16 protein-coding genes are annotated in these 15,222 nt (G+C 50.1%); 10 read left to right on the forward strand and 6 right to left on the reverse strand.

The window, feature by feature from the left end; translation table 11 throughout:
* Positions 1-278: 278 nt before the first annotated feature.
* Positions 279-1,583 (reverse strand): ATP-binding protein, encoded by a 1,305-nt coding sequence (locus tag B5F35_RS09155; protein WP_087240225.1) that lies wholly within the window; start codon positions 1,581-1,583, stop codon positions 279-281.
* Between the two features lie 375 nt (positions 1,584-1,958).
* Here B5F35_RS09155 and B5F35_RS09160 point away from each other — a divergent pair, with 375 nt between their 5' ends.
* From B5F35_RS09160 to B5F35_RS09180, 4 genes are all read left to right on the forward strand, one after another.
* Positions 1,959-3,524 carry a recombinase family protein gene (locus B5F35_RS09160; RefSeq protein ID WP_087240227.1) on the forward strand — a complete coding sequence of 522 codons (1,566 nt, stop codon included), beginning with the start codon at positions 1,959-1,961 and terminating at the stop codon, positions 3,522-3,524.
* Positions 3,525-3,656: 132 nt separating this feature from the next.
* Positions 3,657-4,031: a recombinase family protein gene (locus B5F35_RS09165; RefSeq protein WP_087240229.1), complete on the forward strand. Its 375-nt coding sequence runs from the start codon at positions 3,657-3,659 to the stop codon at positions 4,029-4,031.
* A gap of 223 nt (positions 4,032-4,254) precedes the next feature.
* Positions 4,255-5,922, forward strand: coding sequence for a recombinase family protein (locus tag B5F35_RS09175; RefSeq protein WP_087240233.1), 1,668 nt, complete (start codon positions 4,255-4,257; stop codon positions 5,920-5,922).
* Positions 5,919-6,047, forward strand: a complete 129-nt coding sequence (locus tag B5F35_RS09180; RefSeq protein WP_330396265.1) for a sigma factor — start codon at positions 5,919-5,921, stop codon at positions 6,045-6,047. The genes B5F35_RS09175 and B5F35_RS09180 overlap by 4 nt, the downstream gene beginning before the upstream one ends.
* Positions 6,048-6,080: 33 nt before the next feature.
* On the opposite strand, the gene catA is transcribed toward B5F35_RS09180, so the two are convergent.
* Together catA and B5F35_RS09190 are read right to left on the reverse strand one after the other, a co-directional pair.
* A complete protein-coding gene (catA, locus tag B5F35_RS09185; RefSeq protein ID WP_087240237.1) occupies positions 6,081-6,719 on the reverse strand; it encodes a type A chloramphenicol O-acetyltransferase in 639 nt (212 codons plus the stop codon).
* A gap of 5 nt (positions 6,720-6,724) precedes the next feature.
* Complete coding sequence (locus B5F35_RS09190) at positions 6,725-8,062, reverse strand: ADP-ribosylglycohydrolase family protein (RefSeq protein ID WP_087240259.1); 1,338 nt, start codon at positions 8,060-8,062, stop codon at positions 6,725-6,727.
* Positions 8,063-8,325: 263 nt separating this feature from the next.
* On the opposite strand from B5F35_RS09190, the gene B5F35_RS09195 reads away from it, so the two are divergent.
* The 3 genes from B5F35_RS09195 (at position 8,326) to B5F35_RS09205 (ending at position 10,136) form a co-directional block, all read left to right on the forward strand.
* Positions 8,326-9,078 (forward strand): AraC family transcriptional regulator, encoded by a 753-nt coding sequence (locus B5F35_RS09195; RefSeq protein ID WP_162611390.1) that lies wholly within the window; start codon positions 8,326-8,328, stop codon positions 9,076-9,078.
* A 146-nt stretch (positions 9,079-9,224) separates the two neighbouring features.
* Entirely contained in the window at positions 9,225-9,674 is a 450-nt protein-coding gene (locus B5F35_RS09200) for a helix-turn-helix transcriptional regulator (RefSeq protein WP_087240261.1), read from the forward strand.
* 69 nt (positions 9,675-9,743) lie between these two features.
* Complete coding sequence (locus tag B5F35_RS09205; protein ID WP_087240240.1) at positions 9,744-10,136, forward strand: (deoxy)nucleoside triphosphate pyrophosphohydrolase; 393 nt, start codon at positions 9,744-9,746, stop codon at positions 10,134-10,136.
* A 72-nt stretch (positions 10,137-10,208) separates the two neighbouring features.
* Here B5F35_RS09205 and B5F35_RS09210 read toward each other — a convergent pair whose 3' ends face one another.
* Positions 10,209-10,442 carry a hypothetical protein gene (locus tag B5F35_RS09210; RefSeq protein ID WP_087240242.1) on the reverse strand — a complete coding sequence of 78 codons (234 nt, stop codon included), beginning with the start codon at positions 10,440-10,442 and terminating at the stop codon, positions 10,209-10,211.
* A gap of 138 nt (positions 10,443-10,580) precedes the next feature.
* On the opposite strand from B5F35_RS09210, the gene B5F35_RS09215 reads away from it, so the two are divergent.
* Together B5F35_RS09215 and B5F35_RS09220 are read left to right on the forward strand one after the other, a co-directional pair.
* Positions 10,581-12,269 (forward strand): recombinase family protein, encoded by a 1,689-nt coding sequence (locus tag B5F35_RS09215; protein ID WP_087240244.1) that lies wholly within the window; start codon positions 10,581-10,583, stop codon positions 12,267-12,269.
* A 49-nt stretch (positions 12,270-12,318) separates the two neighbouring features.
* Positions 12,319-12,582 (forward strand): sigma factor-like helix-turn-helix DNA-binding protein, encoded by a 264-nt coding sequence (locus B5F35_RS09220; RefSeq protein WP_242969455.1) that lies wholly within the window; start codon positions 12,319-12,321, stop codon positions 12,580-12,582.
* Between the two features lie 61 nt (positions 12,583-12,643).
* On the opposite strand, the gene B5F35_RS09225 is transcribed toward B5F35_RS09220, so the two are convergent.
* Both B5F35_RS09225 and B5F35_RS09230 read right to left on the reverse strand, forming a co-directional pair.
* Entirely contained in the window at positions 12,644-13,216 is a 573-nt protein-coding gene (locus B5F35_RS09225) for an SUKH-4 family immunity protein (protein WP_087240247.1), read from the reverse strand.
* 239 nt (positions 13,217-13,455) lie between these two features.
* Positions 13,456-13,668 carry a hypothetical protein gene (locus B5F35_RS09230; RefSeq protein WP_087240248.1) on the reverse strand — a complete coding sequence of 71 codons (213 nt, stop codon included), beginning with the start codon at positions 13,666-13,668 and terminating at the stop codon, positions 13,456-13,458.
* Positions 13,669-14,000: 332 nt separating this feature from the next.
* Here B5F35_RS09230 and B5F35_RS09240 point away from each other — a divergent pair.
* Positions 14,001-15,222 (forward strand): S1 RNA-binding domain-containing protein (locus tag B5F35_RS09240; RefSeq protein ID WP_087240263.1); only part of this gene is annotated, 1,222 nt, incomplete at its 3' end.

Here is a 15,222-nt window from a genome sequence, read left to right on the forward strand (position 1 = left end):
TAATGATACGAGGCGGCTTTTAAGAAAAGATATATATTACGCACTCAAAATTATTGCTTAGTAGAGTTTTCATATAAAACTAATCTCAAAATATTAGAGAGAAAAGAATAGGTCACTTATCGAAAAAATGCAATTGAGAAAAAGACCAATTTTAATTGAATCTAAAAATTGACTTTTTGGCATAAAAGCAGGAAATGAAATATACGGAATATCTATCGCAGAAAATAGGACACAGATAATCAGCAGTATAAAAATAAAACTACTCTGATTTTTCCATATCACACCTCGCACCTTAAAATTGAATCCACCGCCCACAGCGGAAGATTCAGCAGCCAATCTTCTTTCTTATAGTCTGCCATGGATGTCCGAATCGATAGCTGAGGCTGGAACTTTTCCCGGTATACTTTCAAACTCTTGGCCTGGAGATTCACCTCAGCTTTGACTTCGACTGGAATCACATCTTTACCGTTGTCGATGACAAAATCTACTTCTGCGGTTCCGCGATCTGCAGTCCAATAGTAGATATTTAGCCCTTTGATCGTTTCTAATTGCTGTAGGACATACTGCTCTGTCAGAGCGCCCTTAAACTCTTTGAACAATTCATTCCCGTCCAGCAGCACATCCTGCCGGAGTCCAACCATACAAGACAAGAGGCCTACATCCAGCAAAAACAGCTTGAACGCTTTCAAATCCTCGTAGGCTTTTAGCGGCAAGCTGGGAGCAGATACTCGGTGGATCTTGTGAACCAAGCCGCAATCGGTCAGCCAGAGCATGGCCAGCTCATATTCCTTGGCACGGGCACCCTCTTTGATAAGGCCATAGATAAACTTTCGATTTTCCTTGGCAAGCTGGGCCGGGATGCTGTTCCATAGCATCCGAATACGGGGTACTGTCTCATTAGGTGCGTGTTTGGAAAAGTCCTGCTCATAAGCGGCCAGAATGCGCTGTTGAATTTCCCGCACCTCATTGAAGTCATGATTGTCCACAAAGGCTTGGACAACCTCCGGCATACCGCCCACATAGTAGTACTGCTTCAGCAGATCGGAATAATCCTGCTTGAACATGGTAGCCATATCAAAATCGCCCTGGTTTAGCAGTTCCACATATCGGTCTTTTCCCATAGCCATGAGAAACTCGGAGAAAGAAAGCGGATAAAGATCAAGAAACTCTACTTTTCCAACTGGGAAAGAGGTCCCCTGATGCAGTGCCACACCCAAAAGGCTCCCGGCACAGATGATTTGATATTGAGGAGCGTCCTCATTGAAATATTTGAGGCTGGACAATGCAGTCGGTACTTCCTGAACCTCATCAAAAATCAGAAGGGTATTTGCCGGGTCGATTTTATGCCCTGCATAGAGCTCCAACCCTGTCACCAACCGCTCTACCGCAAGGCTTCCTTCAAATAAATTGCGCATCCGTTCGTTGTTGTCAAAGTTGATATAAACAACAGATTCATATTCAGCGGCTCCGAACGCCTTCATGAGCCAGGTTTTTCCCACCTGACGGGCGCCGCGGATAACCAGCGGCTTGCGATGCTTTTTAGCCTTCCATTTTTGAAGCCGCTCCATAACAGTACGATACATTCCATCACCCCTCAGAAATTTTAACTGTATTATACCACATATCAACAAAAAATCAAACAACTTTTCGGGACATAAACTCATTTTACAAAGCAACTAATAGGAAGTGGGGCGAATCAAGGTCTTTCAAGGATTGTGAACAGAGCAACTCCACTATATAGTTTATAGTGCCATTCAAGTACGCTCTCCCTTTTTACAGAAAGGAGATCGCAATGAATCCACGGGAAAACAAGCGAACGAAAGAATTTGTGACATGGTCGGAGGACTCCTCGATTTTAATCCGGTATGTTCCCTGCCAGGCGGACCAGTTGCGTACTGCGATTCAACTGGCACTGAAAAGCGCATATATAGAGCAGCTGGAAAGAAAGGAGGGGTAATATGGAAAATCGGGTTTATTGCTTATATCGTGTATCCACGAAAAAGCAGACGGACTTCAAGGCGGAAAATCAGGCTGATATTCCTATGCAGAGAAAGGCTTGCCGGGAATTTGCCGGGCAAATGGGATGGGAAATCCTTTACGAAGGCCAGGAAGCTGGCGTATCCGGGTTCAAGGTGAGTGAAAAAGACCGGGATGTTCTGCAGATGATTAAAGAGTACGCCCTCCAAAGAAAATTTGATATTCTGCTTGTGTTCATGTTTGACCGCATTGGCCGCAAAGCGGATGAAAGCCCCTTCGTTGTGGAGTGGTTCGTAAGGCATGGAATTCGTGTTTGGAGCGTCAAGGAGGGAGAACAGCGATTTGACCACCACATCGATACCCTGCTCAACTATATCCGATTCTGGCAGGCTGACGGAGAAAGCCGAAAGACCTCTGTGCGCACCAAAGAGGGCCTGCGGCAATTGGTTTTGGACGGCGGCTATCGCAGCGGAGGCGTACCATACGGATATCGATTGGTAGCAACCGGGAGACTGAATAAGCGGAATAAAGAAATATCGGAACTGGCAATTGATTCGGATGAAGCGATGGTGGTACGGAAGATCTTTGATCTCTGCATCGTCCATGGCTATGGACGATGCCGGATCGCCACCGAGCTGAACCGGCAAGGTATCCGTAACCGCAAGGGAGAAAACTGGCACGAGGCCTCCATAGGCCACATTCTTCATAATCCTTGCTATACCGGGGTGCTCCGGAGTGGAGATGCCATATCACAAAGATTTGAACATCTGATGATTCTGACCCCGGAACTCTTTGAGCAGGCACAGGCGCTGCAAAAAGCACGGCAAAATGAGGCCGATGGGGAGCGTACAGTTCCTGTGAATGTAACAGGGAATTCTTTGTTGTCAGGAAATATTTATTGCGGACACTGTGGCGGAAGACTGGTTCTGACCTCAAACTGCAAAAGTTATGTGACCGCAGACGGAAACAAAGTAAAACACCGCCGTACCCGATATGTCTGCTATCAGAAAACGCGCCATCGCTGTGTGTGCGATGGACAGACAGGATACACAGCGCACATTTTGGATGAAAAGGTGGAACATGTAATTTGCCGGCTTTTGGAACAGTTAGGCGCAGTTGAGGAAAGCTTTCTGCTTCAGGGGTATCTGCTTTGTGAAGAAAAGCAGATACGGAGGAAAATACGGGATGCTGCTCACGAGGCGGAGAGAAAAAAGCAAGATTATCAGCTTTTGAAACAGGAACTGCAAAAATCGCTGCACGGTTCCAGTCCGTACCCAGCGGAAATATTGGCGGAAATGCTGTGCGAAGCCGAAAGAAATGCGGCATCAGCGGTCACTTATCTTACATCACTGCAAAGTCAACTGTCATTGCTGCGCAAAAAAGATATGGCACAACAGGATGAGAAGAAAATCTTTTGGGTAGACATCTACCGCGCCAGTCCTATAGAGGTGAAAAAGATGATTGTCTGCCATCTGATCCCTAAAATCCATGTCTATCGCGGCTATCGGTTGGAACTGGAAATCAGCGACATAGGCGTCGTACTGTAAGCAGGGGGGATTGCTTGCGCGGGAGAGCGCTCGAATGGCATGCGCTTACAAATAGAGCAAACAAAAAAGTGGCGGAAGATCGACCAATGATCTTCCGCCACTTTTTTGCTTATATGAGAAAGGAGAACTTATATGGAACAGAAATACGCTTGCTTACTATACCGAACGAAGACGACAGAACAGAAAGATCAAGCAGAGATGGAACGCCAGAGGGGCGTTTGTCTGCAGTTTGCCCAGGAACAGGGCTGGCTTCCGATCAGAGAGTTCTGGTGTTCAGAAGAAGACGGGCGCCCGATAAACGAGGACCCGCTTCTGGAATTACGTGTCGGTGCAGAGCAAGCCCAATTTCAAATTTTACTGGTTTCTGAGTTCGATCGTATCGGACGCGTCCCAGTGGAATGCAGCGCTGCTGCGGCCTTTTTTGAGCGACATGGTGTTGAGGTATGGACTGTAACGGACGGATATATGGGAAAACTCGTCCGGCTGGAAGTGGAAACAATGAAGTGACACTATCATGTTTCGGAGCATGGATTCATAGGCATAGGAATGAGGTGATGATCGTTGGAGAGCACGCAGAGAGAGGTAGTCAGTGTCCTGCTGGAGCATGTTCTTTCCCTTGGCCTTATATCACAATTCACCTATTCTAAGGCGGAGGATTTGGTACATTCTGTGATGGATTTTCCAGAGCTATTCCGGTATCCTGTGTGCTTGACAGAGGAGGGATGTCAGCATGAATGTACTCAAGATCCGTAATGAGATGCGCAGCGGAAAAAGCATCTTTGATTTGCCCCTGCGGGTAACCTTTTACGCCAGAGTGTCCACAGACAAAGACGAGCAGTTGAACAGCCTGGAAAATCAAGTACAGTACTATACAGAGCTGATTCAGTCCAAGCCAAACTGGACCTATATTCCGGGCTATATTGACGAGGGCATCAGCGGAACAAGCACCAGAAAGCGGGATAGTTTCCTTCGGATGATTTCCGACGCCAAGGCAGGGCGGTTCGACTTCATCATTACAAAGGAAATATCCCGCTTTTCCCGTTCCACACTGGACAGCATCCAGTATACCCAGGAACTGCTGGAGCACGATGTGGGGGTACTGTTTCAGAACGACAATATTAACACCCTGGACAGTGACAGTGAGTTCCGCCTGGTGGTCATGGCCGGTGTAGCCCAGGATGAGGTGCGAAAGCTCTCGGAGCGGTTAAAATTCGGCTTTCGCCAGGCCATCAAAAACGGCCATGTGCTGGGCAATGACAAACTGTGGGGCTATGACAAAAAGGACTGCGTCCTTACTATCAACGAGGCGGAAGCCAAGGTGGTGCGCCGGATCTTCCACCTCTACGCCAATGAGCAGATGGGCATCCGGCGCATTTCCCAGCAGCTCTATGATGAGGGCTTTACCAGCCGGAAGGGTAACGCCTTCAATGTGCTGACCATCCGACACATTTTGGAGAATCCCAAATACAAGGGCTGGTACTGCGCCAATAAGAGCCAGACCGTGGACTACCGCAGCAAGCGGAAGATCTTTCTGGACGAGAGCGAGTGGGTGATGTACCCGGACCCATCCATCCCAGCCATTGTATCGGAGGAACTATGGGACCGGGCCAATGCCCTCTACAAGCGGCGAAGCGCTCAGATGATGTCTCACCAGAGTGCCGCCGAGTTTCATAATCGCTACCCATACAGCGGCAAGATCATTTGTGAAGAGCATGGTACCAGCTTTCACCGGCAGGTGCTGAAAAGTTCCAAAGGAGAGAAAGAGGTCTGGCAATGCCGGGTATACCGGAATCGGGGACGGGCAGCCTGTTCCGCACCTCAAATGCGGACTTCTGAACTGGATCAAATCATGGCGCAGATCTTCGATCAACTGGCGCAGGATAAATCGGCAATCGTGGATGCCGTGATGAAGGTCATTCAGGCCGTTCCCAATGAGCACGACTACCGCCAAGATGCCGGGCGGATAGAAGCGGAGTTATCTGCCATCTATGCAAAAAAGGACCGCCTGCTGGAGATGAGCATAGAAGGTGCCCTCTCCACGGCAGAGTTCAAACAGCGCAACGACGCCTTCAACCAACAGATCCACGAACTGGAGAGACAGATCGAGGTTTTGAAGGCGGAGGAAGAAAAAAGCCAAATCTCTGTGGAGCAGCTGGGGAAGATCAAGGCCGCGCTGGAGGAAGAACTGTCCTTTCAAAACGGCGTGAACTCAGCCTTGGTCGCCACCATACTGGATCATATTGTGGTCAAAAAGGGCAGTACCAAGGAAGAAGTACATTTAGACATTTACTTGAAATTCGGCGACCCCTATGGGGGCGTTTTTGACCGGGAAAATTCCTCCTTCTGCTTCACACGTCCAAGAAATATTATGCCAACAACAGCGATCAGGACGATTTGATTTCGATCGGCACCATCGGTCTCATCAAAGCCGTCAATACGTTTGATCCCGACAAGAGCATCAAGCTTTCCTCCTATGCGGCACGATGCATTGAAAATGCTATCCTCACAAAAATGTGTCTGTGAACCATCCGGCCACATACCAATGATTGGATTTCTTCACTTTTCTTCGCCGGCTCCATCCAAAAGCTCCTGCAATTCGTTCACCAGACGGCAAAGGTGGAAGCCGTCGCACACAGCATGATGCACTTGTACTGCCAGAGGCAGCAGTATCCGGCCATGATCCTCATAGAAGCGTCCCATGGTAAAAATAGGCGGGAGATAATCATAGCCATTTTGCAGATTCAGGTTGAAGCCTTCAAAGCTGGCCCAAGGGACCATCGATACCGGAAAGGTATTGACAGGGGTATCGGGTCGGGCAATTATCCCCGAAGTATTGCCATACTCAGCCATATCCTTCTCCCAGGAAGCACAGAAATCCACATAGCTTGGAGTATAGGCTGTCCATAGATTGGAGAAAGTTTCCGTGTCCTTATGAAAAACGGTATAGCATGGATGAACCACGTCATAAAATCCCGGTTCCCCGCTTTCATCCAGTGCCATGCGAAACTCCTGATGGCGGTTTACTACAGTGGACAAGTAAAACAGCATGGAAGGATACAGCTTTTGGCCATTTTTCCGGATCTGGGTGATGTCCAGCTTAAACACCGCGCTGTAGGTACAGGGGACCTGCGTAAAATAATGCTCGAAATATTCCTTTCGCGGCCAGGTTTCCCAGTCAATTCTGGTAAAAATCATCGCTTTTATTCTTCCTCTCCCAGTCGTCGGTACGTTTCGCGCAGCAGCTTGAGATAGCGGCGTGCGGTATCCGTTATCGAAAACGGTCTTTGACCGATCAGATAGGTTTCCATTATATCATGGAACCGCTCATACAGATAGGGGGGAATTGCTTTTTTTCCATAAACAGCTCCAAGCACACTTCCCACGGAAGCCGCTGTACAGTCGCAGTCAAGGCCCATCGCAACCGTCTGAGAAATACCGCGCACCGGATCGTTTCTTCCAAGCGCCAGTCCAAAAACGATCAGACACAAATTATTGTTGGTATGCACAGCATGCATTCCGGCAAAGCGCTCATCCACAAGACGGCGTGCCTCATAGCAATCCTCTACCTCTTCGCAATGGGAAAGCGCCCACTCAATATCTTGATGCAGCAAACTCTCCGCGGGGATTTCCGTCAGTGCGATCCGCATCGCATCCAGCGGATCCTCCACCGCGAAAGCAGCGCTCTGCGCCGCGGCCAGAAGCATTTCTCCGTATACTCCGTTGCGCCGGTGACTCAGTACACCATCCCGCCACGCCGTCTCCGCAGCCCGCTCAGGCGCTCCCGCCGCCGCCCAGCCAAAACCATCGGAACGGATAGCGGCCCCAATCCACTGCCGGTAAGGGTTCCTATACTCAGCAGCCTTCCGTGCGGACATGCCTTCGTGCAGGTTCTTCAAAGTGACTTCTTCCGCCGTACAGGCAAACGGCAGATATTTCATCCAGGCACGTCCCACGTCCTCTGTGGTAAAATCCAGACCGTACTCCTCCAGAATCAGCAGGGCCAGCTGAGTATACACCAAATCATCATCCACAGGAGCAGTCTCCATCTCATGCTTCTGATATGCATGCCGGTATGTTCCGTACGTATTCCTGACTTCCGGCGACCGCACCTGCTCCCAGTAATCCACAGGCGGAAACTGTTTCCCGGTATAGTCCGCCCATGCGCGCATTCCTTCGACGGTTTCTCCCTCTACCGGTGCGCCAAGCAGACAGCCTGCCGCGCGGGCAATCAGAGCCCCCTCGAGCTTATCAAGCAAAACGTCCTCCGACGGCAGTTTTTTCCAGAGACGGCGCGGTCCCGGTGTGCGCAGAGCCCGGATATGCTCCAGATCGTCCGGTTCTTTCTCTGCCAGCGTCGGATCGTTGGGAATCGCCTGCAGATCCTGCACAACACGCCGGATATCCTCTATCAATTCCTGTATCCTTTCGGCGGCCTCTTTGGGCGCTCCCTGCTCGCATTTGAGCCGTGCGTATTCGCACACCTCCAGCTTTAAAGTCTCCAGTTCAGAAAAATCAGGATATTGTATCCATGCACTCATTTTCTTTTCCCCTTTCTCCAGGCTGGCACAGGACATCCCCTGCGTCCTGTTTTTGCTGCATTAACCAAAAAAAATTGGCTTGCATTTTTTCTTTCTTTTCTTTACAATAAAATGAAAAGTGCAAAAAGTCTACCCACTTTTAGGTGAAAAGTATGCAGTTTCAATCAACTTCCTTTTTCCATCCTCTGCAAGTTATTTTTGAACCAATCGTATTCCCTCCTGATTTTCCCTTTGTCCTTTGGCCCCGGGATCATCCCGGAGAGATGAGGGAAAAAGCAACCTATCTGCACTACCATCATGAATTGGAAGTGGGCTGGTGTGTGGGAGGAACAGGGGTCTTTTTTGTGGAGGATAAAGTAATTCCCTACCGCGCCCCCTGTGCATCCGTTATCTATGGCGGACAAATCCACATTGCGCAGAGCAGTCCAAACGAACACAGTGAATGGTTCTTTGTCAATGTGGATGAGCGTGCGCTCGGTTTGAAGGATTTTCCCAGCCATACAGCGGCTCCCATTGTTTCAGAGGAGGATCCATGCGGCCGGGAGATCACCCTGCTTACATCCATGCTGATCGATGAATTGCGAAGCGGCACACAGAACAATGGCCGCTGCGCAGCAGGGCTGCTGCAGGCTGTTCTGTGTAAGCACTCCCGTTTGTCCGGCGGCCTTTCTGATACATCCTCCTGGCGCATCGCGGAGATCGCTCCTGCTGTTTCCTACATCGCCAGCCATTACGCAGAACCCTTCAACGCTGAGTTCCTTGCCCGTCTGTGCGGTTTCAGCGAGGCAACGCTGAGACGCAAATTCCGGCAGGCGGTAGGCTGTGCCCCGCTGGAATATCTGCACCGCGTTCGCGTGGAAGCCGCGTCCGCGATGCTCCGCGCCGGAAACAAAACCGTTCTGGAAATCAGTGAACAGGTCGGATACTCCTCCCCTTCCAGCTTCAACCGTGAATTTCGCCGTCTCGCAGGCACAAGTCCCCGTGAGGTACGCCGTTCTCTCTGCCTCAAGGAATGAGCCGCGGAGAAAGCAAAAAAGTCCGTTTGGAAGGAAGAAAGCGAGGCGTTAAGAAAACGGGCGGAAGTGACGCCTTTGCCTGGTGGATTTTTTTGCAGCAGACTGCTATACTGACAGGCAGACAATCAAAGCAGGAGGAAATCACCATGAGTTTGGGAAGCAGTTTATACCACGCCCGGAAAAAAAGCGGTCTTTCTCAGGAAAACGTAGCGGAAAAACTGGGGGTCAGCCGCCAGACCATTTCCAAATGGGAAACCGATGAAACGCTGCCGGACATTCGCCAATCCAAAGGCCTTGCCATGCTGTATCACATGACACTCGACGAACTGATTGAATACAATTTTGATGAACAGCAGGCTCAGCAGATGATTGACAGTGTCAGCGAAGAAGCACAGGCACAAATCGACTGGAACAAAGTTTGGAGCAAAAAATACCCGGTACTTGCTTCCTATCATGAAAAAGTCCGCATCAACGATTACGCTCCCACTCTGCGGGAAATGCTGACACAGCTGCGAGTCGATTACGGCTACAACGAAACCGATGCGCTGCTGGTGCTCAAGGATATCCTGGCCCGTGTCTGGAAAGGCCAGATGTAAGCAAAACATAAAAACGCAGCAAATGTGGGAGAGAATCCGCCGGACGGAGAAAGAAAGGGGACGCCAAAGATGACGGAAGTTGTAGCCGCACTGATTTGGGACAAAGACAAATTCATGATCTGCCAACGCCCGGCCCATAAAGCAAGAGGGCTTCTGTGGGAGTTTGTTGGGGGAAAAGTGGAACCCGATGAAACAAAGCAGCAGGCCCTTATGCGGGAATGCCGCGAGGAATTAGCGATTACGGTGGATGTGGGAGAGATATTTATGGATGTAACACATGAATATCCGGATATCACCGTTCATCTTACCCTATTTCATGCTGCCATCCGTGAGGGTATCCCACAAAAGCTGGAACACTGCGATCTTCGCTGGATTACTGTGGATGAAATTCCCCAGTATGATTTTTGTCCGGCAGACACGGTGATTTTGGAGCGGCTCCGGACAATCGGGAGCCATTCATAAAATTCCAAACAAGAAAACAAGGCTGGCCAACGGTTCGCGTTGACCAGCCTTGTTTTTTACACATGCAAGGATTTACAGCAGCTTTTGGAGCGCCCCCTTATACCTTTTCCGCCCTTCCATCTTCTTTTCTGCATCAATCACCTTTTGCAGCAGTTCCTTTTTCTGCCTGATCGGACAGTGCAGCTTGTCGATGGCATCGAGCACAAAAGCGGCATGAACCTCCGCGACACGTTCGGATAGTTCTCGCTTTCCCTCGTCCGTCTCTGGAAAATAGACTTTCACTGCAACAGCCGCGCCGCTTCTCATTCTGTTCCCCCCATTCTTCTTTTCCTATCCCTATGGAGAAAAGCTCGCCGGTATGACTTACCTTATAAACACAAAGAGCGTGTTACCGGAAAGCACGGGGCCATACAATGATAACAGCACAAGAGAGGAGGGGCTGCCATGTCTAAGAATCAAGACGCAGTCGCTATCTATTCCCGTAAATCCCGTTTTACCGGAAAAGGGGAAAGTATTGGGAACCAGGTGGAGCTGTGCCGCACTTACATTCGCACCGCTTTTGGAGAATCATATGCCGGAAAAAGCATCGTATTTGAGGACGAAGGGTTTTCCGGAGGAAATCTCAACCGCCCTGGCTTCCAGCAAATGATGAAAGCCGCCCGGGAACACCAGTTCAAAGCTGTGGTTGTCTATCGCCTGGATCGGATCAGCCGCAGCATCAGTGATTTTTCCTCCCTTATCGAAGAACTGGGACGGCTGGAGATCGATTTTATTTCCATCCGGGAAAGCTTTGACACCTCCAGTCCCATGGGGCGCGCCATGATGTACATCGCCTCTGTGTTCAGCCAGCTGGAACGCGAAACCATCGCGGAGCGCATCCGCGACAACATGCACGAGCTGGCCAAAACCGGACGCTGGCTGGGCGGTACAACGCCTACCGGTTATACCTCCGAGGCAGTCAACAGCGTCACCATAAACGGCAAAAGCAGACGAACCTGCCGGCTCAGACTGATCCCCGAAGAGGCCCGCCTGATCCGCAGCATTTATGACCTGTATCTACAGACGGATTCCCTCACCCAAACAGAGAGCGAGCTGCTGCGCCAACAGATAAAAACGAAAACCGGACGAAGCTTCACCCGGTTTTCCATCAAAGGCATTTTGCAGAATCCCGTCTATTTGATTGCTGATCCGGACGCCTATCAATACTTTGTGCAGAGAGAAGCGGATCTTTCCTGCGGCCCCGAAGAGTTTGACGGTACACGGGGGATTCTGGCCTATCATCGTACCGATCAGGAAAAAGGACGGGCTACCGTATTTCTTCCCATCTGCCAGTGGATCGTGGCAGTGGGAGAGCACCCGGGGATCATCCCGGCCAAAACCTGGATTCGCGTGCAGGAGTCCCTGGAACGCAACAAATCCAAGGCCTATCGCAGACCGCGCGGCAATGAAGCCCTGTTGACCGGCCTACTCTGGTGCTGCTGCGGCAGCCGGATGTATCCCAAAATATCAAAACGGACTGCGCAGGATGGAAAACTGGTTTACCGCTATGTCTGCAAAACAAAGGAACACAGCAGACGCAGCTTGTGCCGCCAGCGAAACATTCCCGGAAATTCCCTTGATGCCGCCGTTATAGAGCAAGTCAAGCTTCTATCCACAGACAGCCGCGCGTTTCTGACCCTGCTCGAAAAAAACAAGCGATTCCGTCCTGCAAATCAGGAAGAAACCGGGGAAAAGCTTGCGGAGCTTCGGCATAAGCAAGCCGAGACAGAGCAAAAAATTCATACTTTGGTGGATTCCCTTGCTGAGTTCAGCGACAGCGCCGCTGCCGTCCATGTGAAAAAACATATGGAGGCTCTGCATGCACAGATGTCGGATCTCCAGTCCCGCATCACCGCACTGGAAGAGCTTTCATCCGGTCATGAGCTTCCCGAGTCCGAATTGGAGCGCATGTGCCGTCTATTGCGTGTATTTCGGAACAATATGGATGAGATGACATTGGAGCAAAAACGATCCACACTCCGCACCGTGGTACGCAAGGTGGTCTGGGACGGACAAACCGCCCATGTAATGCTGTTCGGCACAGAAGACACCGGCCATCACATCAAAACGCTTCTGTGTGAGGATAGCAAATGAAATCCTGATGTTTTTCCGCGCCGGAAAAAAGAGTGCACAGGACATTTCGATGAACGAAGCCATTGAATCCGACAAGGACGGCAATGCCCTTACACTTTCCGACGTTCTGGCCTCCGAGGACAACATCTGCGACAATCTGGAAGCAAAAATCCGCGCGGAGCACCTGCATCGTTTTCTGGCGCGCTCTCTCACGCCCCGTGAACGCCAAGTGGTGGAGCTCCGCTACGGCCTGTGCAACCGTCCTCCTCTGACGCAGAGAGAAGTCGCCGACCGTCTTGCCATCTCCCGCTCCTATGTATCGCGACGCCGCTAATGTAAACGAAGCCCGGAAAACCTGATACAGACAGGTTTTCCGGGCTTCGCGCACAGTTTCTCTATACAATATCCGGTTCACACATTCTGCGCCAAAAGAACTTCCTTTCACGCATAGTTTTAGGGTCAACCTCTCTTAGCTTTTTCAAAATTGGTTGATACAGTTCCTCATGCTCAAAAAGACTGAATGTTTCGTCAATCTCTAACTGCCTTTTTACTTCTTCCCGAAGCTGAGGATAGAAAGACATCCACAAGCCAAGACAATCAACGAAATGCCGGATGCTGTTATTCATTGAAAGAGGTATCTCTTTAATCTCGCCCCAGAGGTGTTTTTCACTTTCATCTATTTGTATTTGAAAAACCGCCCCGTTCTTCACATCCAATGCAATCAGTCCCATAGCATCCATTGATGCAATGTACAAAAAAGTGTTTTGTAGATATCTGTGCTTTTTGATATAGGGGACTTCAAAAAATGTGAGTGGTGCGTTTGGCGTAATTTCACAGCTTGCATGGAGCGGAAGTCCAACCTCTGTTAAAAACTGAAATGTCTCTGCCGGAAGATTAAAAGGCTCTAATGTTTCCTTCGAAAACGGAATCAAAGATGCTTTGTATTCCTGTGATATTTCTATGTTCATATCGCACCTCAAAGAAAGCCAAATTAAGCGGTTAATTTATACGTTGAAGTATAGCATATCTTTTGGCTGAAAACAATCCTGTTCTATGTCTGTTCCACCTATCCAGCGCAGGTATTACAATGATGTGTAACAAAAACTCCGGGCATATAAAAAGGCCGTCATCTCAGCTGCACAGGCAAAGAGATGGCGGCCAGTCATGCAATCAGATTTGAGAATTTTACATTCCTGAGGCGCATTCATCAGTCAAATGCAATTCCGGGACCGTAAGGAGCCAGCGCCGTCATAATATATGGGTTCACAATGACATCGCTGTTTTCGCGGGCAAATTTCCACATTTTCCGGCAGAAATCCCGAACCACAGGCTGAAGCTCCGGACGGTTGATCAAATTCACTGTCTCGTTGGGATCGGCCTGCAAATCATACAGCTCATCATAATCGAACGCATTAAACACACAAGCACTAATCATCATCCGCGGGCAAAAGGTGCTCAAGGTAGACAAAATGGACTACTCTAAACACCCTGAATCTAAGAAGCTTCGATCCTGTAAGGCTTCCGCGTACATTCCCAAATGGCGCCAACTGGAACAGGAACAACCAGCGGCGCCTGTCGCTCCTCCATCACCGCCTGCTGCACCCAAAAAACCGGTAAAGAAAAAGCCGAAAGCGCCAAAATCACCGGTCGAACCCCAACCACCGGCAAATGATACAGCATCAACCCCAGAAGGTGTTATCGCAATAGGTAAAGACTCGATTCTATCTTAAATTCATAATTCAGGAGGTTTTTATGGCAATGAAGAAAAAAGAACTGTTAGAGCAGGAGAATGCTGTTCCTGAGAGCACCGTACCGGATAGCACCGCTATTTCCTTTGAGGACACGGTTATCCCGGATGTTGCCTCCACCGACAGTGAAGATCTGAATACTTTGCTGGCGACTATGGATTCACCTGACGATGCTGGCACTCTGCCAGAACTGGCGGAAAATGAAGTGTTCGGCGATACCCCTGTGGGCAAAGACGAGGATGACGCTGAGCTCCCTTCTGCCGAGGATGCTGATGCCGAGCAGAATGGTGAGACAGTGGATGACTACTCAGAAGGACTTCCTGCAGATCAGGAAAGGGCCGATGAAGAGATCAACACCGCCCCGAATTCTGAAACTGTCGAAAAGCCCCAACGCATTTCCCGTAAGAAGAAAACGACCGCCGCTTCCGAGACTGCCGCGGCGGAAGTTCCTGTTCCACGAACGAACACAGAGAATTCTACGATGGATGAAGCGTTTGTCGAGGATACGGCTATGGAAGATGAAGCTGTTTCGGCGGATACCACCGTTCCGATCAAGAAACATTCTCCCGAAGTTACCGCTTCCCAGGCACCTCCCCGCCGTCAAAATGCGCAGTCGCGTCGTGATACGTCTATTCTGACTATTCGTAGCCGTGAAGATGTGGAAACGACGGAAGACCGTGAGAATATCATCTGGCATGAGATCCACAACGCCTACCGTACCCGCCGTATTCTGACGGGCCAGCTGGGCGGCATTGAGCAGCTGGACAACCGCAAGACGGTGGCCGTGGTGGACTATAAGGGATTTCGCATCATCATTCCCATCAAAGAAATGATGATCACCCTGGGCCGTAGCCCTTCCGGCCAGGAATATGCAGACCTGATGCTGCGTCAGAACAAGATACTGGGCAATATGCTGGGGGCTGATATTGACTTTGTGGTGCGGGGTATCGATTCCAAGACCCGCAGCGTGGTCGCCAGCCGCCGGGAGGCGATGATGCGTAAGCGCCAGATCTTCTACTTTGCTCTGGACGTCGATGGCATGTACCGTGTCTACGAAGGCCGCATCGTGCAGGCCCGTGTGATCGCTGTGGCCGAGAAAGTCATCCGCGTGGAAGTATTCGGCGTTGAGTGTTCCATTCTGGCCCGGGATCTGGCTTGGGACTGGATCGGCGATGCCCATGAACGTTTCTCTGTAGGCGACGAGGTTCTGGTCCGTATTCTCAGTG

This window comes from Anaeromassilibacillus sp. An200 (genome assembly GCF_002160025.1).
GTDB classification, from domain to species: domain Bacteria; phylum Bacillota; class Clostridia; order Oscillospirales; family Acutalibacteraceae; genus Caccousia; species Caccousia stercoris.

Coding starts and splice junctions, on each gene's coding strand:
- catA (WP_087240237.1), bottom strand. CDS start 6,719: ATGATTTTTACCAGAATTGACTGGGAAACCTGGCCGCGAAAGGAATAT.
- B5F35_RS09220 (WP_242969455.1), top strand. CDS start 12,319: ATGAACGAAGCCATTGAATCCGACAAGGACGGCAATGCCCTTACACTT.
- B5F35_RS09205 (WP_087240240.1), top strand. CDS start 9,744: ATGACGGAAGTTGTAGCCGCACTGATTTGGGACAAAGACAAATTCATG.
- B5F35_RS09165 (WP_087240229.1), top strand. CDS start 3,657: ATGGAACAGAAATACGCTTGCTTACTATACCGAACGAAGACGACAGAA.
- B5F35_RS09160 (WP_087240227.1), top strand. CDS start 1,959: ATGGAAAATCGGGTTTATTGCTTATATCGTGTATCCACGAAAAAGCAG.
- B5F35_RS09225 (WP_087240247.1), bottom strand. CDS start 13,216: ATGAACATAGAAATATCACAGGAATACAAAGCATCTTTGATTCCGTTT.
- B5F35_RS09200 (WP_087240261.1), top strand. CDS start 9,225: ATGAGTTTGGGAAGCAGTTTATACCACGCCCGGAAAAAAAGCGGTCTT.
- B5F35_RS09190 (WP_087240259.1), bottom strand. CDS start 8,062: ATGAGTGCATGGATACAATATCCTGATTTTTCTGAACTGGAGACTTTA.
- B5F35_RS09175 (WP_087240233.1), top strand. CDS start 4,255: ATGAATGTACTCAAGATCCGTAATGAGATGCGCAGCGGAAAAAGCATC.
- B5F35_RS09155 (WP_087240225.1), bottom strand. CDS start 1,583: ATGTATCGTACTGTTATGGAGCGGCTTCAAAAATGGAAGGCTAAAAAG.
- B5F35_RS09215 (WP_087240244.1), top strand. CDS start 10,581: ATGTCTAAGAATCAAGACGCAGTCGCTATCTATTCCCGTAAATCCCGT.
- B5F35_RS09195 (WP_162611390.1), top strand. CDS start 8,326: ATGAGGGAAAAAGCAACCTATCTGCACTACCATCATGAATTGGAAGTG.
- B5F35_RS09210 (WP_087240242.1), bottom strand. CDS start 10,442: ATGAGAAGCGGCGCGGCTGTTGCAGTGAAAGTCTATTTTCCAGAGACG.